We start from the raw sequence: 23583 nt of genomic DNA, 5'->3' as shown, positions 1-23583 counted from the left end.
TCAGCCTCGGCGTTGGGCGTAGGCGGCGGCTTGGATGCGACTCTTCAGGTTGAGCTTGCGGAGGATGTTGGAGACGTGGACGCTGGCGGTCTTGGTGCTGATGAAGAGCTCCGCGGCGATCTCGGCGTTGGTGAGGCCGCGGCCGATCAGGGTCAGCACCTCGAGCTCGCGCGCCGTGAGATCGGGAGTGTCCGGTGTGGACACTCCGGGCGCCGGGGTCGCGGAGAGGGGGAGCCGGGCGCGGTCGGCCAGGGTGTGGATCATGGCGGCGAGGGGATCGGCGCGCAGCTCGGTGGCGATGGTCTGGGCCTGTGTCAAGGCTTCCGCGGCGCGGGTGCGGGAGCCGCGGGACTGCAGGAGGGCTTCGGCCTCGCGGAAGCGGGCGTAGGCGCACAGGTGGCGGTCGACGGAGGAGAGGTCGGCGATGGCGGACCAGGCGTCGGGGTCCGGCGAGGCGTCCAGCCGGGTGCGTTCGGCCCTGGCCAGGCCGAGCACGCGCAGGGTGCGGGGGAGCGGCACCGCACCCGAGGCTTCCATCGTGGACCGATATCGGTCCAAGGAGGACAGTAGCTCGTCGGCGGCGGACACGGTGGCCGGCGCGTCGGCGGGATCTCCGTGCACCCGGGCGTCGTCGAGGGCGTCGGCCTCGATGCGGACGCCGACCGCGACGAGGCGGGCCGCGAGGTACATGTCCTCCCCGGTGAACGCGAGGCGCAGCCCGTCGCGGACGAACGCCCTGGCATCGGCCCAGCGGCGCTGCCGGCCGGCGAGCTGGGACCGCAGGGCGGCCAGCTCGGTGCCGTACTGCACGTCGTCCTGGCCGTCGAGCACGGCGCCGGTCCGTTTGAGCAGCTCCTCGGCGGTGTCCAGCTCGCCGCGCTTGATCAGCACGTCGGCCCGGGGCAGGTCGATGAACACCCAGTTGAACGGGTCGATCGCGGGATCGTAGGGGTCGTCCCGCGAGTCCAGCGCCTCGTCCCAGCGGTGCAGCTCGGCCAGCGCCCTGATCACGTTGCCGACGATCGGCAGCAGGTAGATGTCGAAGCCGAGGGAGCGTGCCCGCTCGACGCCCTCCCGTGCCAGCCGCAGCGCCTCGACGTGCCGATCCGTCCACATCAGACCTTCGGGCAGGTTCACGTAGCCGACCCCGATGAACCGGGGATTGCCGACCCGGTGGGCGAACTCGTGCTGGCGGTGCAGGTAGCCGAGACCCGTGTCGACGTGGCCGAGCATCAGGTGCCCGATCCCGAGCGCCATCAGGCACCGGTTGGTCGCCATGTCGTCGCCGGCCCGCTCGGCCTGCGGCAGCAGCTCCTCGGCCCGGCGCAAACACGACCGGAAGCGGCCGGCGAGCATGTCCATCGCCACCGGCCAGGACGCGATCCGCAGCCGGGCCGGGGAGTCGGCCGGAACCAGCTCGAGGGCGCGCTCGCTGGTGCGGCGGGCCAGATCCCAGTCGCCGGCGCTGCGGGCCTGGTACGACAGCTTCTCGTAGGCCAGCGCCGCCCGCTCCGGCTCGGCCGATTCGTCCAATCCGGACAGTCGTTGCGTGGTCAGCTCCACCGCGCGGTGGTTGTGCCCGGCCAGGCTGGCCGCCTCCGCCGCCCGGTCCAGCAAGGCGTCGAGGTCGATGCCCGGGTCGCTCACCTCCGGCCACCGCCGCAGCGCCCGCTCGTAGTGGGCATGCGCCTCGGCCGGGGCCAGGCCCTCGTCGGCGGCTCCGGCGGCGAGCAGGGACGCGGACAGCGCCTCGTTCGGCTCGCCGGCCGCGTCCCAATGGTGCGCGAGCTCGGCGGCGACCCCGGCCGCGGACACGGTGACCGCCAGCTCCGGCCGGTCCCGCAGGGTCGCGGCGACCCGGGCGTGGGCGTGCCGGCGCTCGCCGGGCAGCAGGTCCCGGTACAGCGACTCCTGGATCAACGCGTGCCGGAAGGCGTACGCGTCCGGCTCCACGGTGACCAGCTGCCCGTGGTCGACCAGCTCGCGCAGCGCGGCGTCCAGGTCGGCCGCCGGCATCGTGGCCAGCCCGGCGAGCAGGTCGTGCGGCACGGTCCGGCCGACCACCGAGGCGAGCCGGGCGAGCTGCTGGGCGGCGGTGGACAGCCGGGCCAGCCGCGTGATCACCACCTCGCGCACGGTTCCCGGCACCGAGCCGCGGGTCGGCCAGGCGGCAAGCAGCTCCTCGGTGAAGAACGGGTTGCCCTCGGCGCGGCTGATCAACGCCTCGACCATCTCACCCGACGGTGGGGCACCGAGGATCGCCCCGGCGAGTGAGATCACCTCCGCCCGGTCGAGTGGCGCGAGAGTCACCCGTTCAGTACGCGGCGACCGGGCCAACTCGGCGACGAGCGTGGCCACCGGGTGATCCGCCGCGACCTCGTCGGCCCGGTGCGTGCCGACCAACAGCACCGGCGCGGTCGCCAGCGCCCGGTGCAGGTACAGCAGCAGGTCTCGGGTGGACGCGTCGGCCCAGTGCAGGTCCTCGATAACCAGCACGACCGGTCCGCCGGCCGCGGCGACGGCGTCGGCCACCCGCCGGAACTCCGCACCCCGGTCGCCGACGGCCCCGTTGCCCAGCAGCGGCGGCGCATCCGGCAGCCCGCGCAACGCCTCGACGAACGGGGCGTACGGGATGTCGGCCTCGAACTGCAGGCAACCGCCGGTCAGCACGGTGGATCCGGCCGCTCGCGCCCGTTGCGCGAACGTCTGCACCAGCCTGGTCTTGCCCACCCCGGCGTCGCCCTGGATCAGCACGACCTGCCCACCCGAGGCGGTGTCGGCCAGCGCGGCCTGCAGCGCGGCCAGCTCCGCCCGCCGGCCGATCAACTCCGGTACCGAAACCCGCCGCGCCACGCAGGTGAGTATCCACCAGCCCAAATAAGGAGCGCACCGGCCCGAACTAAGACTTCGCCCAATGTGTAAGGCGCGGGGCTGCCCGAGGATCACACCGGGGACAGCGGTCGCGAGCGAAGAGCGGGGACGCGGTGGGCGGATGGTGGGCGGGTAGAAAGGAGTGCGCCATGGCGTCGGCACTGATCCAGGGTTCGTTGTGGGACCGTCGGGCCCGGGACTGGACCTGCCTGCAGGAGGCCAGACATCGGCCGCTGCGCCGGGCCCTGCTCGGAGCGCTCGCGCCGCTGTCCGGGGTCCGCCTGCTCGACGTGGGGTGCGGTGTCGGGCTGCTGCTGCGCGAGGCCGCCGATCGCGGCGCCTGGATCGCCGGCGTGGATGCCGCGGCCGAGCTGCTCGAGGTCGCCCGCTGGGCGCTGCCGGACGCCGACCTGCGGGTGGGCATGCCCGAGGCGCTGCCGTACGACAACGGCCGGTTCGACGTGGTCACCGCGTGCCACGCGCTGCGCTACGCCGACGACCAGCCGGCCGCGCTCGCCGAGCTGGTCCGGGTGGTGCGCCCGGGCGGCCGGGTCGCGATCGGACAGTGGGCCGACCCGGACGGCTGCCTGACCCGCGATTTCCTGGACCGGATCGGACCCGCCGTCGCCGGGCCCGACCTGTCCGCAAGGGGCGCCCTCGAGGCACACCTGCATGACGCCGGGATGATCCGCATCGACGGCAGCGAGCTCGACTTCCCCTTCACCTACCCGGATCTGGCCACCGCGTGGTCGGCCATGGTGGCCAGGGGCTGCGTCGGCGACGCGCTCGACATCGCCGGCAAGGATGCCGTCTACGAGGTGTTCCTCGACGTGTTCGCCCCCGCCGTGCGCGCCGACGGCTCGATCCACGACGAGAACGTGTTCCGCTACATCGTGGCGGGCAAACCCGTCTAGTCGAACCGCGGCCGGTGCGGCGAGTTCTGCTCGGCCCGGGGATTCCAGACGTGCCAGGCATCCCGGAACGGGCAGCGGTACATCGCCAGCCGCCCGAGGGACTCGAGGACGAGCGCCTGCGCGGTCTCCTCGAGCAGAACCGCACGCATGTCGCATTTCTCGCAGCGTGCCGCCTGGCTGTAAACCTGTCCCGTATCCATTGGCTTCCTGGCGGGACAGTCTACGGATGCCTACATCCGCTCGATGATGCTGCCGGTCGACAGGGCGCCGCCGGCGCACATGGTGATCAGGGCGGTGGCCGCGTCCCGGCGCTCGAGCTCGTGCAGGGCGGTGGTGAGCAGGCGGGTGCCGGTGCTGCCCACCGGATGGCCGAGGGCGATGGCGCCGCCGTTGACGTTGACCAGGTCCGGATCCGGCTCGTACACCTGGGCCCAGGACAGCACGACCGACGCGAAGGCCTCGTTGACCTCGAACAGGTCCAGGTCGCCGATCTTCATCCCGCTGCGCTCCAGCAGCCGCCCGGTGGCCTGCACCGGACCGTCCAAATGGAAGTATGGATCCGCCCCGACCAGGCACTGGGCAATGATCCGGGCGCGTGGGCGCAGGCCGAGTGCGCGCGCCCGCGCGGCGTCCATCAGCAGCACGGCCGAGGCGCCGTCGGAGATCTGCGACGAGGTGCCCGCGGTGTGCACGCCGCCCTCGACGACGGGTTTCAGCGCGGCCAGCCCCTCGAGCGTGGTGTCCCGCAGGCCCTGGTCCCGGTCGACCCCACCGACCGGCACCACCTCGCGGTCGAACCGGCCCTCGTCCCAGGCGCGCCGGGCCATGGCCTGTGACCGCTCGCCGAACCGGTCGACGTCCTCGCGGCGCAGCCCGCGGTGGCCGGCGATGCGCTCGGCCGCGACGTACTGGTTGGGCAGATCGATCGACCACGAGCCCGGCCGCGGCCGACCGACCTCGCCGCCCAGGTTGGCGCGCAACGGAACCCGGCTCATCGCCTCGACTCCGCAGGCGATCCCCACGTCGATGGCGCCGGCCGCGATCTGCCCGGCCACGAGGTGGGTGGCGTGCTGCGCCGATCCGCACTGGCTGTCCACCGTCATGCACCCGGTTGCCGGCGGCAGGCCGGCGTGCAACCACGCGGTGCGGGTGACGTTGTTCGACTGCTCGCCGGCCTGCGTGACGCAACCACCGATCACCTGTTCGACGAGTGCCGGGTCGATCCCGGCGCGGTCGAGCAGCCCGCGCTGCGCGGCGCCCAGCAGTTCGGCGGCGTGCAGACCGGCCAGCCAGCCGCCCCGTTTGCCGATCGGCGTGCGCGCCGCGGCCACGATCACAGGTTCACCCACCTCCCCAAACTAGAACACGTTCGTCAACAATCGCAATCCTCAGTTACACCTGTTCACAAGTCGGGGAAGAGTGCTATGTTCGGATAGTTAACACCGTAAGCTCACGCGTCATATAGAACGCGTTACACAATGCTGCCCCCGTTCGCGTCCGGCGTAGGAGGTCCTTGTGGTCGCACCCCAGCTCCCCCTCGGCTTCGACTTCACCGACCCCGACATGTACCGGCTCCGCATTCCGGTTGAGGAGTTCGCCGAGCTGCGCGGCACCGCGCCGGTGTGGTGGAACGCCCAGCCGAAGGGGATCGCGGGGTTCTCCGACGACGGCTACTGGGTGGTCAGCAAGCACGCCGAGGTCAAGGAGGCCTCCCGGCGCAGCGAGGTGTTCTCCACCTGGGAGAACACCGCGATCATCCGGTTCAACGAGGACATGGACCGCAACGGCATCGAGGTGCAGCGGCTCATCCTGCTCAACATCGATCCGCCGCAGCACACCAAGCTTCGCGCGATCGTGCAGCGCGGCTTCACCCCGCGGGCGGTGAACGGCCTTCGCGACACCCTTGCCGACCGCGCCGAGCGGATCGTCAAGCAGGCCAAGGAGAAGGGCTCGGGGGACTTCGTCACGCAGGTCGCCTGCGAGCTGCCGCTGCAGGCGATCGCCGAGCTGCTCGGCATCCCGCAGGCCGACCGGCACAAGGTGTTCGACTGGTCCAACCAGATGGTGGGCTACAGCGACCCCGAGTTCGACATCGATCCGCGCGCCGCCTCGACCGAGCTGCTCGGCTACGCCTGGAACCTCGCCGAGGAGCGCAAGAAGTGCCCGACGAACGACATCGCCACCAAGCTCGTCAACGCCGACGTCGACGGTGCGGGCCTGACCTCCGACGAGTTCGGGTTCTTCGTGCTGCTGCTGGCCGTCGCCGGCAACGAGACCACCCGCAACGCCATCACGCACGGCATGCACGCCCTGCTCAACCACCCGGACCAGTGGGAGCTGTACAAGGCGGAGCGGCCGAAGACCACGGCCGACGAGATCGTCCGGTGGTCCACCCCGGTGATGGCCTTTCAGCGCACCGCGACCGAGGACACCGAGCTCGGCGGTCAGGAGATCAAGAAGGGCCAGCGGGTCGGCCTGTTCTACAGCTCCGCCAACTTCGACGCCGACGTCTTCGCCAACCCCGAGCGGTTCGACATCACCCGCGACCCGAACCCCCATCTCGGCTTCGGCGGCACCGGCGCGCACTACTGCATCGGCGCCAGCCTGGCCCGCCTCGAGATCGACCTGATCTTCAATGCGATCGCCGACCACATGCCCGACATCAAGCAGGTGGGCAAGCCCAGGCGGCTGCGCTCACCCTGGCTCAACGGGATCAAGGAGTACCAGGTCAGCTACGGCTGAGGGCTCAGTCCCCGGCCAGCTCGTCGGCGGCCCGGTGGCCCGCCTCGGCCACCCGGCGGAGGAAGTCGGCGATCAGAGCCAGCTCGTGCGCGTCATAACCCGAGCAGATCTTGTTGAGCTCGGCGTTCATCCCGGAGTAGAGGCGAAGCATCTCCCCGATCCGGTGCCGGGTGGGGGAGACGACGACGCTGCGCCGGTCGGTGCCGGCGCGGTCGCGGGTGATCCAGCCGCCGCGCTCGAGCCGGTCGAGGATTCCGGTCATCGTGGCCGGATGCAGGCCGGCGCGCTTGGCCAGCGCGCTCGGGCTGAGCGTGCCGTGCCGATCGAGCAGGTCGAGGCACTCCAGATCGACGTCCTTGAGCTCGACCCTGGCCCCGACGTGGTGGTTGAGCAGGGACAGCTCCGCGCGAAGATCGCGTAGCGCGTCCCCGATCGCCAGGACGAGGCGATGGCGGCGCCGGGCATCGTCTACCGAAGGTGTGCTACTCATATAGTATGGTTTCCGTATCATATGACCTACGGAAAATAATGTACCCCGGTAGCAGGGAGGTAGCCCGATGAAGGTGACCGTCTTCGGTGCCAGCGGGGCGATCGGCGGCCAGGTCGTCCGGCAGGCGCTCGACGCGGGGCACGCGGTCGCGGCCGTCGTCCGCCAGGCCTCCCGGTTCGACCTCACCCATCCCGGGCTCTCGGTGGTGCGGGTTGCCGGCCTGACCGATCCCGAGCCGCTGCTTCCCGCCCTCGACGGCAGCGACGCCGCGATCTCCGCCATCGGGCCGCGCAGCCGCGGGGACGCCGGGGTCGCCTCGACCGCGACCCGGGGAATCCTGCGCGCGCTGGAGATCGCCGGAGTGCGCCGGTTCGCCGCGGTGAGCGCGGTGCCGGTCGGCCCGGTCCCCGACGACGATCCCTGGTTCAGCCGCAAGATCGTGTATCCGCTGATTCGGGCCGTGCTGCGCGACGTCTACGCCGATCTCGCCGCGATGGAGGCGGAGATCGGGCGCAGCGCGACGGACTGGACGATCGTCCGCCCGCCCCGCCTGACCAACAAGCCGCTGTCCGGTGCCTACCGCACCACCATCGGCGGCAACGTCCCCCGCGGCAACTTCGTCTCCAGGGCCGACGTCGCCCACGCCATGCTCGCCGCCCTCGACAACCCCGCCACCGTCCGCCAGGCGGTCGGGGTGGCGAACTGAGAACCTGCCCGATCGGGCGGCCGCGGCTGCCCCGGGACCGGCCCGGCCAGGCGCGCCGCCCGCCGTACCGCTGCGGAACCCTGGTCGGGTGGGAGGGCATCGCTTGTGGCTGACCGCGGCACTGCTCGTCGCGGTCGGGTCCGGCGCTGCCGCGTGCGGGGCGAACCCGGCGGACGACTTCTGTTCCAGCTACGGCAATGCCCTGCACGAGATCGTTCAGGCGGCGCGGTCGTACGAGGCCGATCCGGACGGCTTCGCCAGCACCTACAAGTCCACAATGGACAGTATGGCGAAGATCCGGGCGAAGGCGCCGGACGATCAACTGCGGTCGGCGTTCGACCGGTCGATGTTCACCTTCTCCGTGTTCGACAGCCAGAAGGCCCTCGCCGAGTTCATCGGCCGGGCCGACTTCTCCGCCAACGCGGTCGTGGTGACGTGCGCCGAGTACGGGGTGGACGTCAAACTTTAGGCTTGGCGCATCGTGGCCATCGCCCGGTCGGTCTCCCAGAACGCACGCAGGGACGTGATCAGCCCGGCGTCGTTCACGCGGTAGACGAACACGCCCTCGGTGTCGATCCGGACGCCGCCGGGCAGGAACGCCGAGATGGTGCCGACGTTGGCCACCTCGCTGCCGGCGGCGAACGAGTCGACGATGTCGAACTCGAACCGCTCGGCGAGCGCGATCGCCTTGTCCCAGAACGCGGAGATGGCGGCCTTGCCCCGGTGCCCCGCGCCGGTCGCGTCGAACATCGACGGGCCGACGGGATCCTCCACGACCGCGTCGTCGGCGAACAGCGCCAGCCACTCGTCCTTGGCGCCACGGATCACCGCGTCCATCGACCGGCGGGCCGCCGCCCTTGCCGGGTGCGCAACCGTCGTCTCCACCATCACATCCTCGCCATGATCTCGTCGGCGAACCGCCGCATGCCGTCCCGCTTGGCCGTCAGCGGGCCGTCGAACCCCACGCCGTAGAACAGCCACGGCACCACGATCACATCGGTGACCCCGATGTCGGCCTGCGCGCGGTAGCCGTCCAGCCCGAACCGGTCGACGCACACCGCCTGGATCTCGAACGGCCCGGTGCGGCCGTACTCGGTGCGCAGCTCGTGCAACTGCTCGATGGTGTCCCGCAGGTCGTCGAACTTGATCATCGCGGAGGTCCAGCCGTCGCCGGCGCGGGCCGCGCGCCGCAGGGCGGCCTCGGTGTGCCCGCCGACGTAGATCGGCACCGGCTCGCCGGGCGCCGGGCTCATCTGCAACCGGTCGAACGCATAGAACTCGCCCTGGTAGTCGACCATGCCGCCGCCGAGGATCAGCCGGAGGATCTCGATCGCCTCGTCGGCCCGCCGGCCGCGGTGGTCGAAATGCCCGCCGCACCACTCGGACTCCTCGGGGGCCCAGCCGAGGCCGACGCCGAGCCCGAACCGGTTGCCGGTCAGGTTGGCCACCGAGCCGACCTGCCTGGCCAGCAGCACGGGGTTGCGCGGGTTGAGCTTGAGCACCTGGGTGTAGAACCGGATCCGGGTGGTGACCGCGCCCATGGCAGCCGCGGCGATCAGCGGGTCGCTCCACGGGCTGTCCGCCGTCCAGAACCGGCTACCGTCCACAGTGTACGGATAGGCCGCGGAGACGTGCTCGGAGTAGAACAGCGAGTCCGGCAGCGCGATCGAGGAGAACCCGCACTCCTCCGCGGTCCGCGCCAGCTCGGTGAGCTGGTCCAGCGGGCTCAACGCGATTCCGACCGTGAACTTCATGGCTTGTCCGCTCCCACCACCCACATCGCGAAGAACTGCGAACCCCCTCCGTACGCGTGGCCGAGCGCCTTGCGGGCACCGTCCACCTGGTGCTCGCCGGCCCGGCCCATGACCTGCATGGCCGCCTCGGCGAACCGCAGCATCCCGGACGCCCCAATGGGGTTGGACGACAGCACGCCGCCGGACGGGTTCACCGGCAGCAGCCCGCCGATCTCGGTCTCGCCGGCCTCGGTCAGCTTCCAGCCCTGGCCCTCGTCGGCGAACCCCAAGTTCTCCAACCACATCGGCTCGAACCAGGAGAACGGCACGTAGATCTCCGCGGCGTCGATCTCGGCAAGCGGGTTGGTGATCCCGGCCTGGCGCCACAGCGCGGCCGCGGCGTCCCGGCCGGCCTGCGGGTTGACCTGGTCCCGGCCGGCGAACATGGTCGGCTCGGTGCGCATCGCGGTGGCGTGGATCCAGGCCACCGGGCGCCCGACCGGCGCGTCGCCGATGACCACGGCGCACGCGCCGTCGGAGGACGGGCAGGTCTCGTCGTAGCGGATCGGGTCCCACAGCATGGTCGACGCCCGCACCGACTCCAGCGTGATGTCCGGCTGGCGCAGGTGCGCGTACGGGTTCTTGGCGCCGTTGCGCCGATCCTTCACCGCCACGATCGCTCCGATGTGGTCCGGCGCTCCGGACCGGCGGATGTAGGACCGCATATGCGGGGCGAAGTACCCGCCCGCACCGGCGCCCACCGGCACGGTGAACGGCGGGTGGATGGACAGCGCCCACATCGCGTTCGACTCGGACTGCTTCTCGAACGCCACCGCGAGCACCCGCCGGTGCACGCCGGCCTGGACCAGGCTGGCCGCCACGTTGGCCGTCGACCCGCCGACCGAGCCCGCGGTGTGCACCCGCAGCAGCGGCTTTCCCGGCGCCCCAAGGGCATCGGCCAGGTAGAGCTCCGGCATCATGACGCCCTCGAACAGGTCCGGCGCCTTGCCGAGCACCACCGCGTCGATGTCGGACATCGGCACGCCGGCGTCGGCCAGCGCGCGGTCGATGGCCTCGCGGCACAGGCCGGCCATGGACACATCGGTGCGCTTGGTCCGGTGATGGGTCTGCCCGGTGCCGAGCACCGCGGCCAGCCGACCGGCCATCAGTCCCTCCGCTGTGTCTTGCGGGACACCCGCACCCGGTCGGCAGCCATGAGCAGGGCTTCGCGATTGTCACTCATGGCCGCCTCCGGAAAGCACGCACACCAGGTTCTGCTGCAGGGCCGGCCCGCTGGTGGCGTGCGCAAGCGCCCGGTCGGCCACCCCGCGGGTGATCGCCGCGGCCGCCTCGCCGATCCGGACCAGCCCGGCGGCGAACATCGGGTTGCCGCACAGCGTCCCGCCGGACGGGTTGATCCGCACCTCGTCACCCAGCCCGAGCGACTGTCGCAACAGGATCTCCTGATGGGTGAACGGCGCGTGCAGCTCCGCCAGCTCCACCCCGCCGGCACCGGCCGCCTTCGCTGCGGCCGTTGTGGACGGTGAGCCGGTCAGGTCGCGGGCGCCGAGGTTGGCCGACTCGATGCGGTGCTCGATGCCGGTGATCCAGGCCGGCCGCGCGCAGATCTCCCGCGCCCGGTCGCCCGCGGCAAGCACCACCGCGGCCGCGCCATCGGTGATCGGCGCGCAGTCGTGCGCCCGCAACGGATCCGCGAGATACGGCCGGGCAAGCAGCTCGTCGACGTCGACGATGCCGCGCAGCTGCGCGGCCGGGTTGCCGATCGCGTCGGCCCGGCTGCGGGCGGCCACCGCGGCCATGTCCCGCTCGGTCCACAGCCCGGCCTCCAGCCCCAGCCGCGCCTGCAGCCCGGCGATGCTCACCGAGTCCGGCCACAGCGGCGCCACCAGGTACGGATCCAGCTGCAGCGCGAGCACCCGGCGGAGATCACCGGCCGAGGACTTGCCGAACCCGTACACCAGAGCGGTGTCCACCTCGCCGGTGCGGATCTTCACCCAGGCCTCGTACAGCGCCCACGCGCCGTCCATCTCCACATGCGACTCGTTGATCGGGGGAAACGCGCCGATCGCGTCCACCGCGGAAACGAACGAGAATGCCCGCCCGGCAAGGTAGTCCGACGATCCCGAGCACCAGAATTCGATGTCCCGTTTGGACAGCCCGGTGGCCGCAAGGACCTCGGCGAAGACCGGAATGAGCATCTCCACGCCGTTGGTGGTGGCGGTCGTGCTGCGTACGTTCGGCGCCTGGGCGAACCCGACGATGGCGATGTCGTCCTGCATCCGGCGTCCCTACAGGTGGTTGGCGTACGACTCGAACGGCGCGTCCGGCTCGCCGGTCGGTCGGAAGTGGTCGATGTTCCGGGTGGTGGTGCCCCACTCCTCGCGCGGCCGCCAGTGCGCCCGCACCCGCATGCCCATCCGCACCTCGTCGGGCGTGCAGCCGAGCACCAGGTGCAGGAACGCGATGTCCGCGCCGTCAAGCAGGATGTAGGCGGCCACGTACGGCGGAGTGATGCGCTGCCCGAGAAACGGCACGTTCACGATGCAGAACGTGGTCACCGTGCCGTGGTCGGGCAGCTCGACGTTCTCCCCGGTGGGCACCCCGCAGGTCGGGCACGCCCCGCGCGGCGGTACGTACACCTTGCGGCACAACGGACATCGCTGCCCGATGATCCGCCCCTCGGCCAGCCCGCGCAGGTGCACGTCCTCCCCTGGCGAGACCGTGTGCTGGACGGTCAGGTTGATCGGCGTCGTGATCATCGTGACCGGCTCGCCCGGCCGGTCCTGGGGTTCGGTGGTGGGCATCGCGCCCTCCAGCGGCTCGAAGCAGACGATGTCCCGGATTCCGTGGCCCGGCGTGGGCGACCAGCGCACCCGGACCCGCATCCCCGTGCAGATGACCTCCGGTGACCCGGCGTCCACCGCGTGCACCATCGGCGTGTCGGCCCCGTCGAGCCGAACCAGAGCCCAGGCGAACGGCCGCTCGAGTGGTTGCCCGGCAAGCGGTTGCGGCATCCATGACCAGCTCACCACGGTTCCCTCCGGGCTCACCTCGACCAGCTCGGTCAGTGGCTCCGCGGTGACCGGGTCGTACTCCATCGGCGGCACGTGCACCCGCCCGTCCGACCCCCTCGCTCCCAGCACCCGCCGCTGCGCCAGCGCCGTCATGAACCGGCTCAGCGTCGGCCCCAGCGAACGGGTGTAGTCGAACCCCACCTCCAGGGGCGCGCTCAGCGGTGCACGGCTCACCCCACGAGTGAAACATGTTCTAGTTTTTCCGGCAAGTGTCGTACCCCCGCGCGACCATGACCCCCATGAGCACCTCCACCATCCGGGCGTGGTTCGACGACCTCGACGCCCGCCACCGCGCCCACGCCGAGGAACTGGCCACCCTCGTCACCACCGCCGAGCCCCGCCTCGAGCGGGCCGTCAAGTGGGGCCGCCTCACCTTCACCCTCGACGGCAACTGGCACCACTGGCTCTACCAGATCGCCGCCCCCGCCAAGGGCGCCAAGCTGATCTTCCACAAGGGCGCCCTACTCGACGATCCCGAGGGCCTCCTGACGGGCTCCGCCCGCTACCTCCGCGAGATCCCCGCCCAGGAAGCCCTCAACCACCCCGACGCGGTCCGGTCACTCATCCACAGCGCCATCGCCCACCCGACCGACATGCTCGGCTGAGCCGTCAGCCGCCCCAAGTCACTTCCAGGACGTCCACGAACCTCTGGTCATCCAATATCAGGTAGGTGATCAGACCATAGCCGTTTGCGCCGAAAACGAGCTGCCGCATGTTCCCATCCGGTTTGCTCCTGTTGTATGGCGTGCCGTTCCACGGTGTGAGCTCAAGCGCGGCAAGCGCCTCCAGATAGTAGGGAATGGGCTTCGCTCGGCAACGAGGCTGCCTGCTCCATCGCCTCGTCGTAGGTTCGGATGCGGTACAACTACAGGCCCAGCCGCTCCCGGATCATGGCCCTGACCTCATCCGCGGAATGGGTAACAACACCAGGCGGAAGCTTGCCGGTGCGCAGCGTGTATTCGGCTCGAGCCAGCATGCGGCGGTGTGCTTCCGGACCGTGAGCGGTAGTCATCCAAGCAATTCGCCGCCAGTGCTCCAGTGTCTCGTGCACCGCGGTGAGGTCGAAGGTCTCGGTGGCCTCGGCCAGTGCCGCCCGCCACTCGCGGTCGAACACGGTGGCTTCCTCCGGGATCAACGCCGCTCGCACCTCGGCCGGCGAGGCGTCCGCGAACGGCGGGCGCTTGGGCTCCGGGTCGGGGTACGCGGCTGCGGCGGTCACACCGTCACGATGGCCGATGAGCACCGTGAAACGCGTGATATCGATCGGGTGATCGAGACAGATTAGAACATGTTCTATCATCGCCGGTATGAAGCTGGGACTGCAACTCGGGTACTGGGGTGCGGGGCCGCCGGCGGGGGTGGGGGAGCTGGTGGCGGAGGCCGAGCGGGTCGGGTTCGACGCGGTGTTCGCGGCGGAGTCGTGGGGGTCGGACGCGTTCACGCCGCTCGCCTGGTGGGGGTCGGGAACGCGGCGGCTCAGGTTGGGTACCTCGGTGGCGCAGTTGTCGGCGCGGACGCCGACGGCGTGCGCGATGCATGCGTTGACGTTGGACCATCTGTCCGGCGGGCGGGCGATCCTGGGGCTGGGGGTGTCCGGGCCACAGGTCGTGGAGGGCTGGTACGGCATGCCGTTCGCCAAGCCGTTGGCCCGCACCAGGGAGTACGTGTCGATCGTCCGGCAGGTGCTCGCCCGCGAGGCGCCGGTGCGCAACGACGGGCCGCACTATCCGCTGCCGTACCAGGAGGGGCTGGGCAAGCCGTTGAAGCCGATCGTCCATCCGCTGCGGGCGGACCTGCCGGTCTGGCTCGGCGCGGAGGGGCCGCGCAACGTCGCGCTGGCGGCGGAGATCGCCGACGGCTGGCTGGCGGTGTACTTCTCGCTGCGCGCCGCCGAGCAGTACAACGCCTGGCTGGACGAGGGGTTCGCGCGGCCGGGCGCGCGGCGCACCCGGGACGACTTCGAGGTCGCGGCGAGCGCGCAGATCGTGGTCACCGACGACCCGGGCGCGGAGTACGAGCGGCTTCGGCCGGTGGTGGCGCTCTACGTGGGCGGGATGGGCGCGGAGACGATGAACTTCCACGCCGATCTGTTCCGGCGCATGGGGTACGGGTCGGTCGTCGACGAGGTGGGCCGGCTGTTCCGGGCCGGGCGCAAGGCCGAGGCGGCCGCCGCGGTGCCGGACGAGCTGGTCGCCGAGACCGCGATCATCGGCTCGGCCGGGGAGGTCCGGGAGCGGGTCGACGCCTGGGAGAAGGCCGGCGTGACCATGATGCTGGTGGCCTGCCGGGACGTCGAGCAGGTGCGCACCCTCGGGGAAACCCTGCTTGCCGGGAACTGAAACACGTTCTAGATTGGCTCCGTGACGTCGATCGGGTTGTGGAACATTGCCGGCGAGCAGCCGGAGCGCACCGCGGTGATCGGCCCGGACGGCCGGGAGTCGAGCTACCGAGAGCTGGCCGCCACGACCAACCGGTACGGGCGCGGGCTGCAGGCCCTCGGGCTGGAGCCGGGCGACAGCATCGTGATGATGCTGCCCAACGGTCCCGAGGTGCCGGCCGTGTACTTCGCCGGCATCCAGATCGGACTCTACGTCGTGGCGGTGAACTGGCACCTGGTCGGCGCCGAGGTGGCGTACATCATCAAAGACAGCGGCGCCAAGGCGTTCGTGGCGCACGAGCGGTTCGCGGACGTGGCGTCCGACGCGGTCGTCCAGAGTGGACTTCCGGAGCAGGCGCGGTTCGCCGTCGGCGCCGTCCCCGGTTTCCGGCCGCTGGCCGAGCTCGGCGCGGGCCGGAGCGACGAACCGCCCGATCGGCGCACGATGGGCGCGGCGATGCTCTACACCTCCGGCACCACCGGCCGGCCGAAGGGGGTGCGCCGCCCGCTCACCGGGCTGGACCCGCACGAGGTCCACCCGATGGGGCCGGGATTCTTCGGCTTCTTCGGCCTGAAGCCGTTCGACGGGCACGTGCACCTGTGCGGCTCCCCGCTGTACCACACCGCCGTGCTGAACTTCGTGACCATTTCGATCCAATTAGGACATACCGCGGTGCTGATGGACCGGTGGACGCCGGAGGAGATGCTGCGGCTGATCGAGCGGTACCGGGTGACGCACACCCATATGGTGCCCACCCAGTTCCACCGGCTGCTCGGGCTGCCGGTCCGGGTCCGCGAGAAGTACGACGTGTCCTCGCTGCGCGCCGCGATCCACGGCGCGGCGCCGTGCCCGATCGAGGTCAAGCGCCAGATGCTCGAGTGGTGGGGGCCGGTGGTGATCGAGTACTACGCGGCCACCGAGGGCGGCGGCACGGTGATCACCGCCGAGGACTGGTTGCGCAAGCCCGGATCGGTCGGGTTGCCATGGCCCGGCTCGGTGGTCTCGGTGCTCGACCCGGACGGCAACCCGCTGCCGCCGGGCGAGCCGGGCCTGGTGTACATGCGCATGGGCACGGCCACCTTCGAGTACCACAAGGACGAGGTGAAGACCCGCGCGGCCCGGGTCGGCGACCTGTTCACCCTCGGCGACATCGGATACCTCGACGAGGACGGCTACCTCTTCCTGTGCGACCGGAAGAGCGACATGATCATCTCCGGCGGGGTGAACATCTACCCCGCCGAGATCGAGGGCGAGCTGTCCTGCCACCCCAAGGTGGCCGACGTGGCCGTGTTCGGCGTGCCCAACGACGACTGGGGCGAGGAGATCAAGGCCATCGTCCAACCCGTCGACGGCGTCCCCGGTGACGACGAGCTGACCGCCGAGCTGCTCACCTTCGCCGGCACCCGGCTGGCCAAGTTCAAGCTCCCGCGCACCATCGAGTACCGCACCGAGCTCCCCCGCGACCCCAACGGCAAGCTCTACAAACGAAAGCTGCGCGACCCGTACTGGGCGGGAAAGGAGCGCGCGATCTAGCGGCCGCGGAATTCGGGGGTGCGCTTCTCGGCGAAGGCTCGGGGGCCTTCCTTGGCGTCGTCGCTGGCGAACACCTCCTGGCCGAGGCGAGCGTCCACAGTGAACGCCTCGTTCTCGGGCATGCCTTCGGTTTCCCGCATGGTGCGCAGGATCGCTTGTACGGCAAGGGGTCCGTTGGTGGCGATCCGGGTGGCGAGCTCGAGAGCCTTGGGCAGGGCGTGGCCGTCGGGGACGACGTGGCCGATCAGGCCGATCGACAGCGCCTCGGCGGCGGTGATGTGGCGGCCGGTCAGGAGCAGCTCGGCGGCGACGGTGTACGGGATCTGGCGGGGCAGGCGGACCGCGGAGCCGCCGAGCGGGAACAGCCCCCAGCGCGCCTCGGACACGCCGAACCGGGCGCTCTCGCCGGCCACCCGGATGTCGGTCGCCTGCAGGATCTCCGTGCCGCCGGCGATGGCCGGGCCCTCGACGGCGGCGATCAGCGGCTTGGTCAGGCGGCGGCCCTTCAACAGCGCCTCGATCACCGACAGGTCCCAGCCGCCGCCGGCGAAGGCGTCGCCGGGGTGCGCGGAGGTCATCGCCTTGAGGTCGGCGCCGGCGCAGAACGCGCCGCCGGCGCCGGTGAGCACGCACGCCCGGATGTCCGGGTCGCCGTCCACCTCGTCCCAGGCGGACTTCATGATCGCCATCATCGGGCCGGACAGCGCGTTGCGGGCGTGCGGGCGGTTCATCGTGACGACGAGGACGTGCCCGTGGCGCTCCACCAGGCAGTGCGAGGCTTCTGTCGTGGTCATCCGCGGTGTCTCCTGACAAGTGGGGATTGCCAGAAACGATAACACGTTCTAGTTTGATGCCGTGGCCATCAACATCGCGGACCTCTTCGAGCATGCCGTCGACGCCTTTCCCGAGCGGAGCGCCATCGCCTGCGGCGACCGCACGGTCACCTTCGCCGAGCTCGAGCAGCGGGCCAACCGGCTGGCCCACTACCTGGCGAGGGGCGGGGTCGGAACGGGCGCGCACGTCGGGTTCTACGCGCGCAACTCGATCGAGGTGATGGAGACCATCATCGCCGCGTACAAGCTGCGCGCCGTGCCGGTCAACGTCAACTACCGGTACGTCGAGAACGAGTTGCGCTATCTGTTCGACAACGCCGACCTGGTGGCCCTCGTGCACGACCGCGAGTTCGCCGAGCGGGTGGCCGCCGTGCTGCCGGACGCGCCGCTGCTGCGCACCGTGGTCGAGACCGAGAACCTCGACTCGGTCATCGCCGACGAGTCGCCGGAGCGCGACTTCGGCGAGCGCAGCCCGGACGACCTCTACGTGCTCTACACCGGCGGCACCACGGGATTCCCCAAGGGCGTGATGTGGCGCCACGAGGACGTGTGGCGCGTGCTCGGCGGCGGCATCGACTTCTACACCGGCGAGCCGCTGCCCGACGAGTGGGCGCAGTCGAACAAGGGGCGGGAGGGCCTTGCGCTGACCCGCCTGGCCTGCGCCCCGCTGATCCACGGCGCGGCGCAGTGGACCGCGCTCCCGGCCCTGTTCGCCGGCGATCTCGTGGTGCTCATGCCGCAGTTCGACCCGCACGAGGTGTGGAAGGCGATCGAGCGGCACAAGGTCAAGGTGGTCACGATCGTCGGCGACGCCATGGCCCGCCCGCTCATCGAGGCCTACCGGCGGGGCGGCTACGACGCATCCTCCGTCGTGGCGATCTCCAGCCACGCGGCGCTGTTCTCCCCTTCGGTCAAGGAGGAGTACCTCGAGGCGCTGCCCAACGTGGTGATCACCGACGCGATCGGGTCCTCGGAGTCCGGTTTCCAGGGGCTGAGCCTGGTGGTCAAGGGCGGCAGGCAGGGCACGGGCGGGCCGACGGTCAACCGGGGCCCGAACACGATCGTGATCGACGACGAGGGCCGGCCGGTCCGGCCTGGCGAGGTCGGCCGGATCGCCCGCGGCGGGCACGTTCCGCTCGGCTACTACAAGGATCCGGAGAAGAGCGCCACGATCTTCGTCGAGGTCGACGGGAAGCGCTACGTCGTGCCCGGCGACTACGGCCGGCTGGAGGAGGACGGCACGCTGACCCTGCTCGGCCGCGGGAACGTGTCGGTCAACACCGGCGGCGAGAAGGTGTTCCCGGAAGAGGTCGAGGGCGCCCTGAAGTCCCACCCGGACGTGTTCGACGCCCTTGTGGTCGGCGTGCCGGACGAGCGGCTCGGCCAGCGGGTGGCCGCCCTGATCCAGCCGCGCCCCGGCCGCGGCATCGACTTCGCCGCCCTGGATGCCCACATCCGCAAGATGATCGCGGGCTACAAGGTGCCGCGCAGCGTGTGGCTGGTCGAGCAGGTCGGCCGCGCCCCGAGCGGCAAGCCGGACTACCCGTGGGCCAGGGCGCACACCGAGCGGCACGAGCCGGACTGGCAGCTGGCGTCCGCCCCCGCGGCCGCGCGGACCTGAGGCGGCCGGATGCGAACGGCGCTGTGCGACACGCTCGGCATCGAGCACCCGATCGTCGGGTTCACCCCGTCGGAGCACGTGGCCGCCGCGATCAGCCGGGCCGGCGGGTTCGGGGTGCTCGGCTGTGTCCGGTTCAACGAGGCCGCCGAGCTCGACTCCGTACTGTCCTGGATGGACGACAACACCGGCGGAAAGCCTTACGGCGTCGACATTGTGATGCCGGCCCGCGTTCCGACCGAGGGCACCCAGGTCGACCTGAGCCAGCACATTCCCGCCGGGCACAAGGATTTCGTGGAGCGCACGCTGGTCAAGCTCGGCGTGCCGCCGCTTGGCGAGGGTGAGCGCACCAGCGCCGGCGTGCTCGGCTGGCTGCACTCGATCGCACGGTCCCATGTGGATGTCGCGCTGTCGCACCCGGTCAGGTTGATCGCCAACGCGCTGGGCTCGCCGCCGGACGACGTCATCGCGCGGGCGCACGAGCACGACGTCGTGGTGGCGGCGCTGGCCGGAAAGGCCGAGCACGCCCGCCGGCACGTCGACAGCGGCGTGGACCTCGTTGTGGCGCAAGGCTACGAGGCCGGCGGCCACACCGGAGAGATCGCCACCATGGTGCTGGTGCCGGAGATCGTGGACGCGGTCGGCGATCGCGCGCCGGTGCTGGCCGCCGGCGGGATCGGCAGCGGCCGGCAGATCGCGGCCGCCCTGGCGCTCGGCGCGGTCGGCGTCTGGATGGGCTCCTACTGGCTCACCACCGCGGAGTACCGGGTGACGATGGGGGAGTCGGCGCTGCAGCCGGCCCTGCTGCGGGCCAGCTCCAGCGACACCGTGCGCTCGCGGATCTACTCGGGCAAACCCGCCCGGCTGCTCAAGTCCCGGTGGACGGAGGCCTGGTCCGCGCCCGACGCGCCGGACCCGCTCCCGATGCCGCTGCAGAACCTGCTGGTCGGCGAGGCTCACCAGCGGTTGATGCGGTCCGGTGATCCGGACGTCATCGCGATGCCCGTCGGGCAGATCGTCGGCCGGATGACCGAGGTGCGCCCGGTGGCCGAGGCGATGTCCCACCTCCTCAGGGAAACCGAAGACGCACTGTCGCGTTTGGACAAGCTGCGCTAGCCGTCGAGATCGATCACGACCTGCTCGCGGCACAGTCGAGCGGCACGGTAGAGGATGTCCGCCAGGTCGCTCCACCCGCTTGATCGCATCTCGCCGGTGATAACCTTCGGTAGCAGTGGCGGGATGGCATCCGCAAGCGCCCGTAAGGCGTAAACCAGGTCGACCTGCTCGGGCGTCGCGGCCGTGCTTGAAATTCGGTCGTTCGCCCTAGCCGCCGTGATCGGTGGCGGATCTACTATGGTGGCGAGCCGGTTGTCGGGTTGAGCTGTCATGACGGGTCCTGGTCCTGACTGGTTCGTCCATTGTTGATACAACAACTTGAACTCCACAGCTGCAAGTTGAAAGGTCTCACCCGTTTGGGTGGATTCCTGTGTGGCAGCGTGTGTCTGAACCGTGGAAGGTAGGCCCGTGGACGTCTCCTCGATACCACCCGCCCTCCGGTCCGGTAGTCCCGCGCTGTTCAAACGCACCATCGCGCTGTCCCTGCAGCGCTGGCGCAAGGAGGCCAACCTCGCCCAGCGTGACGCGGCCAAGCGCCTCGACCGCACCCCGCAACACGTCAGCAACCTGGAGAGCGGTGAGCGTCTGCCGAGCGCCGCCGACCTCGAGCTCCTCCTCGACATGTACGGCAAGCCCGACCGCATCCCCTTCATGAGGGAGTTGCTCTCCGCGGCCAGGCGCGCCCGGAATTGGTGGACCGCCCTTTCCGGCGCCGTACCTAAGTGGTTCGATCTCTACCTAGGCCTCGAATCCGGCGCGTCCGGGCTTTCCAGCTTCGACACGATGCTGGTTCCCGGCCTTCTCCAGACGCGCGACTACGCCGAAGCCGTGATCCGGGGCAATCCGGACCTCAAGGACGAACAGGTGCGGCAGGGAGTCGAGCTGCGAATAGGCCGGCAACAGATTCTTGACCGGGAGGACGACCCGGTGCATCTGTGGACCGTGCTCGACGAGTCCGTGCTCTACCGGATTCGCGGGGACGCCGTCGTCATGCACGCGCAGCTGGCGTACCTGCTGGAGCTTTCCGAGCGGCCGCGGATCGACGTCCAGGTGCTGCCCTTCGACGCCGGCGCCACGCCGGCCCAGTACGGCGCGACGTTCACCGTGATGACCTTCCCTCCGGCGATGGGGCACGACACCGGCCTCGTCTACGTCGATCTGCTCACCGGGGGCCGGTACATCGAACAACCCGAGGAGATCACCGAGTACCAGCGCGCGCTGACCCGACTCCATGCACTGGCGGCTGACCAGAAGAGGTCGAGGGAGATCATCCAGCGAGCCATGAAGGAGGTGACACGATGACCGACAACGCAACCGGTGCGTGGCGGGACGCCCGGTTCCGCAAGTCCAGCCACACGGGACCCAATGCGGACTGCGTCGAGGTCGCGCGGGCCGGGGCCAGGTTCGGCCTACGCGATTCGAAGGACCCGATGGGGCCCGTCCTCGCTGTGGCCATTGCACGGGGGGAAGCGTTCCTGACGGCGATCAAACGTGAACAGATCGCCGCGCCATAAATAGGATGCTTGCAACGGATGCCCCGGCTCCATCCCACCGGTGGGGCCGGGGCATCCGCCGTTGTCAGGTTCGGCCGGCGCGCGAGCGCCGACCCGGTCGTGAGCGTGGGACCGGCTCCCCGCCGCGCCGGTCAGCCGCTCTTGCGGCGGAACACCCGGCGGCTACTGGCCGGGCCGTGCGCGTCGTGGATCTTGGATGAGCCGTCGGCGTGACCCTCGCGCGACTTGGCCTTGGCCTGCTTGCGCTCGAGTGCCTCGCGGAATCGCGCCCTCACGTCGTCCTGCGGCTCTGCGCCGTTCCCAGACCGCTGGGTATCGGCCGGCTCCGACGTGCCAGACATGGTGGTCCTCCCGATGCGCGTACCGTGACCAACTCAGCCTCGCACGTGCCGAGTCCCCCCGTCGAGTTGAATTGGCGTGTTGTCGGGTGTAAGTGGCCGATATCTCGGCTCCGGCCCCTCGCGCCACCAGACCGCGTCGGCGCAGCGCACGCCGTGCGCCATCAGGGTCCGCTTGATCACCTTGTGGGTCGGGGTGCGGGGCAGGCGGTTGGCAACGCGGACGAACCGCGGCACCTGCTTGGCCCCCAGATCTTTTTGTGCGACAAGGAAATCGGCGAAGGCGTCGGCGTCGAACCGGCGGCCGCGGCGCAGCACGACCGCGGCCATCACCGCCTCGCCGACGGCCCCGTCCGGCACGGCGTACACGGCCGCCTCGCTGATGTCCGGATGGCGCAGCAGGATCCGCTCGATCGGCGCGGTGCCGAGGTTCTCGCCGTCGACCCGCAGCCAGTCGCCGGTGCGGCCGTAGAAGTAGCAGAAGTCGTTCTCGTCGCGGTAGGCGAGATCGCCGCTCCAGAACATGCCGTTGCGGATCCGGCAGCCGTCGGCAGCGGAGTCGCGGTAGTAGCCGGCGAACGCGCCCGCACCGGTCGTGTTGACCAGCTCCCCGACCGCCTCGCCGGGGTTGAGCAGCCGCCCGTCGGCGTCGAACCGGGCCGGCGGGCACGGCCGTGCGGTCTGTGGATCGAGGATCGCGATGCCGTCGCCCAGCCGGCCGAGCGACCCGCGCGGCGTGTCCGGTGGGCGGGCCAGCACGATGCCGCCCTCCGTGGAGCCGTACGCGTCGACGACCCGGCAGCCGAACCGCTCGGCGAACGCGGCCGCGTCGCGCTCGGCGGCCTCGTTGCCGAACACCAGCCGCAGCGGGTTGTCCGCGTCGTCCGGCCGCGGCTCGGTGGCCAGGACGTAGGACAGTGGCTTGCCGACATAGTTGGCATAGGTGGCGCCATAGATGCGCACGTCGTCAAGGAAGCCGGACGCGGAGAACCGGCGGCGCAGCGCGATGCCGGCTCCGGCGGCGAGTCCGACCGCCCAGCCGGCCATGATCGCGTTGGAGTGGAACATCGGCATCGACACGTACACGGTGTCGTCCGGCCCGAGACCGAAGCGCTCGGCGAGCATCCGGCCCGGTTCGGCGATCTTGCCGTGGGTACACCGGACGGCCTTCGGATCGCCGCTGGTGCCCGACGTGAAGATCAGCATGAGCAGGTCGTCCGGTGCGGCCGGCACCGGCTCGAGCGGGCGGTGCCGGTGCGCGTAGAGGGACATGTGCCACGCCGCCGAGTCGATGTCCAGCACCCGGCCCCGCGCGGCGCCGAGGTCGAGGTCGTCGAGCAGCTCCACGTAGCGGCTCTCGGTCAGCACGATCTGGCAGTCGGCCAGCCGGACGTCCCTGGCCAGCGCCGCGCCGCGGCGCGTGGTGTTCAGCCCGACCAGCACCGCGCCGGCCAGCGCCGCGCCACCGAGCAGGAACGCGAACTCCGGCACGTTGTCCAGCAGCACGCCGATGTGGAACGGGCCGGCCCGGCGCAGGGAGCGCAGTAACGCAGCGCGGTCGGCGCACTCCTGCACATGGTTCGCCCACGACCACCGCTGACCCTCGAACAGCAGGCCAGGATTGGTATCACGCTCCCGGGCCAGCAACAGCTCGGTCACCGTTGGTGTTGGTCGACCGGGCCGCGCCATGCAAGCCTCCCGA

General features: G+C 70.8%; 25 protein-coding genes. 11 read left to right on the top strand and 14 right to left on the bottom strand.

All coding sequences use genetic code 11. The features are described 5' to 3' along the window. Entirely contained in the window at positions 1-2853 is a 2853-nt protein-coding gene (locus VGX25_RS34015) for a helix-turn-helix transcriptional regulator (protein ID WP_326922089.1), read from the bottom strand. 167 nt (positions 2854-3020) lie between these two features. Between VGX25_RS34015 and VGX25_RS34010 the strand changes: the two genes are divergently transcribed. Further along, positions 3021-3785, top strand: coding sequence for a class I SAM-dependent methyltransferase (locus VGX25_RS34010; RefSeq protein ID WP_326922088.1), 765 nt, complete (start codon positions 3021-3023; stop codon positions 3783-3785). On the opposite strand, the gene VGX25_RS34005 is transcribed toward VGX25_RS34010, so the two are convergent. Both VGX25_RS34005 and VGX25_RS34000 read right to left on the bottom strand, forming a co-directional pair. Then, the gene (locus VGX25_RS34005) at positions 3782-3934 is read right to left on the bottom strand and encodes a hypothetical protein (RefSeq protein WP_326922087.1); all 153 of its coding nucleotides are present in this window, start codon (positions 3932-3934) and stop codon (positions 3782-3784) included. The two genes, VGX25_RS34010 and VGX25_RS34005, sit on opposite strands and share 4 nt — an antisense overlap. 81 nt (positions 3935-4015) lie before the next feature. Continuing rightward, positions 4016-5134 (bottom strand): steroid 3-ketoacyl-CoA thiolase, encoded by a 1119-nt coding sequence (locus tag VGX25_RS34000; protein ID WP_326922086.1) that lies wholly within the window; start codon positions 5132-5134, stop codon positions 4016-4018. Positions 5135-5300: 166 nt separating this feature from the next. Here VGX25_RS34000 and VGX25_RS33995 point away from each other — a divergent pair, with 166 nt between their 5' ends. Next, positions 5301-6527, top strand: a complete 1227-nt coding sequence (locus tag VGX25_RS33995) for a cytochrome P450 (RefSeq protein ID WP_326922085.1) — start codon at positions 5301-5303, stop codon at positions 6525-6527. A 4-nt stretch (positions 6528-6531) separates the two neighbouring features. Here VGX25_RS33995 and VGX25_RS33990 read toward each other — a convergent pair whose 3' ends face one another. Then, positions 6532-7017, bottom strand: coding sequence for a MarR family winged helix-turn-helix transcriptional regulator (locus tag VGX25_RS33990; protein ID WP_326922084.1), 486 nt, complete (start codon positions 7015-7017; stop codon positions 6532-6534). Between the two features lie 67 nt (positions 7018-7084). Between VGX25_RS33990 and VGX25_RS33985 the strand changes: the two genes are divergently transcribed. Together VGX25_RS33985 and VGX25_RS33980 are read left to right on the top strand one after the other, a co-directional pair. Further along, positions 7085-7723: an NAD(P)-dependent oxidoreductase gene (locus tag VGX25_RS33985; RefSeq protein WP_326922083.1), complete on the top strand. Its 639-nt coding sequence runs from the start codon at positions 7085-7087 to the stop codon at positions 7721-7723. Positions 7724-7811: 88 nt separating this feature from the next. Next, complete coding sequence (locus VGX25_RS33980) at positions 7812-8192, top strand: hypothetical protein (protein WP_326922082.1); 381 nt, start codon at positions 7812-7814, stop codon at positions 8190-8192. On the opposite strand, the gene VGX25_RS33975 is transcribed toward VGX25_RS33980, so the two are convergent. From VGX25_RS33975 to VGX25_RS33955, 5 genes are all read right to left on the bottom strand, one after another. After that, positions 8189-8611, bottom strand: a complete 423-nt coding sequence (locus VGX25_RS33975) for a nuclear transport factor 2 family protein (protein ID WP_326922081.1) — start codon at positions 8609-8611, stop codon at positions 8189-8191. The two genes, VGX25_RS33980 and VGX25_RS33975, sit on opposite strands and share 4 nt — an antisense overlap. Beyond that, complete coding sequence (locus VGX25_RS33970; RefSeq protein ID WP_326922080.1) at positions 8611-9477, bottom strand: TIGR03619 family F420-dependent LLM class oxidoreductase; 867 nt, start codon at positions 9475-9477, stop codon at positions 8611-8613. The genes VGX25_RS33975 and VGX25_RS33970 overlap by 1 nt, the downstream gene beginning before the upstream one ends. Continuing rightward, a complete protein-coding gene (locus tag VGX25_RS33965; protein WP_326922079.1) occupies positions 9474-10622 on the bottom strand; it encodes a thiolase domain-containing protein in 1149 nt (382 codons plus the stop codon). Before VGX25_RS33965 ends, VGX25_RS33970 begins: the two co-directional genes overlap by 4 nt. Positions 10623-10691: 69 nt before the next feature. Further along, positions 10692-11756: a thiolase domain-containing protein gene (locus VGX25_RS33960; RefSeq protein WP_326922078.1), complete on the bottom strand. Its 1065-nt coding sequence runs from the start codon at positions 11754-11756 to the stop codon at positions 10692-10694. A 9-nt stretch (positions 11757-11765) separates the two neighbouring features. Continuing rightward, entirely contained in the window at positions 11766-12725 is a 960-nt protein-coding gene (locus tag VGX25_RS33955) for a Zn-ribbon domain-containing OB-fold protein (protein WP_326922077.1), read from the bottom strand. 65 nt (positions 12726-12790) lie between these two features. Here VGX25_RS33955 and VGX25_RS33950 point away from each other — a divergent pair, with 65 nt between their 5' ends. Beyond that, positions 12791-13156, top strand: coding sequence for a DUF1801 domain-containing protein (locus VGX25_RS33950; protein ID WP_326922076.1), 366 nt, complete (start codon positions 12791-12793; stop codon positions 13154-13156). Positions 13157-13416: 260 nt separating this feature from the next. Here the strand turns inward: VGX25_RS33950 and VGX25_RS33945 are convergent, their stop codons facing one another. Continuing rightward, a complete protein-coding gene (locus VGX25_RS33945) occupies positions 13417-13851 on the bottom strand; it encodes a DUF6247 family protein (protein ID WP_326922075.1) in 435 nt (144 codons plus the stop codon). 7 nt (positions 13852-13858) lie between these two features. Here VGX25_RS33945 and VGX25_RS33940 point away from each other — a divergent pair, with 7 nt between their 5' ends. Both VGX25_RS33940 and VGX25_RS33935 read left to right on the top strand, forming a co-directional pair. Further along, positions 13859-14890, top strand: a complete 1032-nt coding sequence (locus VGX25_RS33940; RefSeq protein WP_326922074.1) for an LLM class F420-dependent oxidoreductase — start codon at positions 13859-13861, stop codon at positions 14888-14890. Between the two features lie 21 nt (positions 14891-14911). Further along, positions 14912-16462, top strand: a complete 1551-nt coding sequence (locus tag VGX25_RS33935) for an acyl-CoA synthetase (RefSeq protein WP_414636071.1) — start codon at positions 14912-14914, stop codon at positions 16460-16462. On the opposite strand, the gene VGX25_RS33930 is transcribed toward VGX25_RS33935, so the two are convergent. Further along, positions 16459-17256, bottom strand: a complete 798-nt coding sequence (locus tag VGX25_RS33930; RefSeq protein ID WP_326922073.1) for a crotonase/enoyl-CoA hydratase family protein — start codon at positions 17254-17256, stop codon at positions 16459-16461. The genes VGX25_RS33935 and VGX25_RS33930 overlap by 4 nt on opposite strands. 61 nt (positions 17257-17317) lie before the next feature. On the opposite strand from VGX25_RS33930, the gene VGX25_RS33925 reads away from it, so the two are divergent. Both VGX25_RS33925 and VGX25_RS33920 read left to right on the top strand, forming a co-directional pair. After that, the gene (locus VGX25_RS33925) at positions 17318-18916 is read left to right on the top strand and encodes an acyl-CoA synthetase (RefSeq protein ID WP_326922072.1); all 1599 of its coding nucleotides are present in this window, start codon (positions 17318-17320) and stop codon (positions 18914-18916) included. 9 nt (positions 18917-18925) lie between these two features. Next, the gene (locus VGX25_RS33920; RefSeq protein ID WP_326922071.1) at positions 18926-20029 is read left to right on the top strand and encodes a nitronate monooxygenase family protein; all 1104 of its coding nucleotides are present in this window, start codon (positions 18926-18928) and stop codon (positions 20027-20029) included. Here the strand turns inward: VGX25_RS33920 and VGX25_RS33915 are convergent. After that, complete coding sequence (locus VGX25_RS33915) at positions 20026-20358, bottom strand: hypothetical protein (protein WP_326922070.1); 333 nt, start codon at positions 20356-20358, stop codon at positions 20026-20028. The two genes, VGX25_RS33920 and VGX25_RS33915, sit on opposite strands and share 4 nt — an antisense overlap. A 79-nt stretch (positions 20359-20437) precedes the next feature. Here VGX25_RS33915 and VGX25_RS33910 point away from each other — a divergent pair, with 79 nt between their 5' ends. Together VGX25_RS33910 and VGX25_RS33905 are read left to right on the top strand one after the other, a co-directional pair. Further along, the gene (locus tag VGX25_RS33910; protein ID WP_326922069.1) at positions 20438-21331 is read left to right on the top strand and encodes a helix-turn-helix transcriptional regulator; all 894 of its coding nucleotides are present in this window, start codon (positions 20438-20440) and stop codon (positions 21329-21331) included. Then, a complete protein-coding gene (locus VGX25_RS33905; RefSeq protein ID WP_326922068.1) occupies positions 21328-21543 on the top strand; it encodes a DUF397 domain-containing protein in 216 nt (71 codons plus the stop codon). Before VGX25_RS33910 ends, VGX25_RS33905 begins: the two co-directional genes overlap by 4 nt. 131 nt (positions 21544-21674) lie before the next feature. Here the strand turns inward: VGX25_RS33905 and VGX25_RS33900 are convergent, their stop codons facing one another. Next, on the bottom strand, positions 21675-21818 hold the full coding sequence (locus tag VGX25_RS33900) for a DUF5302 domain-containing protein (RefSeq protein ID WP_414636070.1): 144 nt from the start codon (positions 21816-21818) through the stop codon (positions 21675-21677). Positions 21819-21917: 99 nt separating this feature from the next. Continuing rightward, entirely contained in the window at positions 21918-23570 is a 1653-nt protein-coding gene (locus VGX25_RS33895; RefSeq protein ID WP_326922066.1) for a long-chain-fatty-acid--CoA ligase, read from the bottom strand. Positions 23571-23583: the final 13 nt, after the last annotated feature.

The sequence above is a fragment of the Actinophytocola sp. genome (assembly GCF_035942955.1).
In the GTDB taxonomy this organism is placed as follows: domain Bacteria; phylum Actinomycetota; class Actinomycetes; order Mycobacteriales; family Pseudonocardiaceae; genus DASYTH01.
This window is presented reverse-complemented; position numbering and strand designations above follow the sequence as displayed.

Excerpts from the sequence above, each read along its gene's own strand:
- VGX25_RS33990 (WP_326922084.1), bottom strand. The coding sequence starts at position 7,017 with ATGAGTAGCACACCTTCGGTAGACGATGCCCGGCGCCGCCATCGCCTC.
- VGX25_RS33895 (WP_326922066.1), bottom strand. The coding sequence starts at position 23,570 with ATGGCGCGGCCCGGTCGACCAACACCAACGGTGACCGAGCTGTTGCTG.
- VGX25_RS34010 (WP_326922088.1), top strand. The coding sequence starts at position 3,021 with ATGGCGTCGGCACTGATCCAGGGTTCGTTGTGGGACCGTCGGGCCCGG.
- VGX25_RS33930 (WP_326922073.1), bottom strand. The coding sequence starts at position 17,256 with ATGACCACGACAGAAGCCTCGCACTGCCTGGTGGAGCGCCACGGGCAC.
- VGX25_RS33950 (WP_326922076.1), top strand. The coding sequence starts at position 12,791 with ATGAGCACCTCCACCATCCGGGCGTGGTTCGACGACCTCGACGCCCGC.
- VGX25_RS33920 (WP_326922071.1), top strand. The coding sequence starts at position 18,926 with ATGCGAACGGCGCTGTGCGACACGCTCGGCATCGAGCACCCGATCGTC.
- VGX25_RS33905 (WP_326922068.1), top strand. The coding sequence starts at position 21,328 with ATGACCGACAACGCAACCGGTGCGTGGCGGGACGCCCGGTTCCGCAAG.
- VGX25_RS33945 (WP_326922075.1), bottom strand. The coding sequence starts at position 13,851 with ATGATAGAACATGTTCTAATCTGTCTCGATCACCCGATCGATATCACG.
- VGX25_RS33960 (WP_326922078.1), bottom strand. The coding sequence starts at position 11,756 with ATGCAGGACGACATCGCCATCGTCGGGTTCGCCCAGGCGCCGAACGTA.
- VGX25_RS33975 (WP_326922081.1), bottom strand. The coding sequence starts at position 8,611 with ATGGTGGAGACGACGGTTGCGCACCCGGCAAGGGCGGCGGCCCGCCGG.
- VGX25_RS34005 (WP_326922087.1), bottom strand. The coding sequence starts at position 3,934 with ATGCGTGCGGTTCTGCTCGAGGAGACCGCGCAGGCGCTCGTCCTCGAG.
- VGX25_RS33965 (WP_326922079.1), bottom strand. The coding sequence starts at position 10,622 with ATGGCCGGTCGGCTGGCCGCGGTGCTCGGCACCGGGCAGACCCATCAC.
- VGX25_RS33940 (WP_326922074.1), top strand. The coding sequence starts at position 13,859 with ATGAAGCTGGGACTGCAACTCGGGTACTGGGGTGCGGGGCCGCCGGCG.
- VGX25_RS33970 (WP_326922080.1), bottom strand. The coding sequence starts at position 9,477 with ATGAAGTTCACGGTCGGAATCGCGTTGAGCCCGCTGGACCAGCTCACC.
- VGX25_RS33985 (WP_326922083.1), top strand. The coding sequence starts at position 7,085 with ATGAAGGTGACCGTCTTCGGTGCCAGCGGGGCGATCGGCGGCCAGGTC.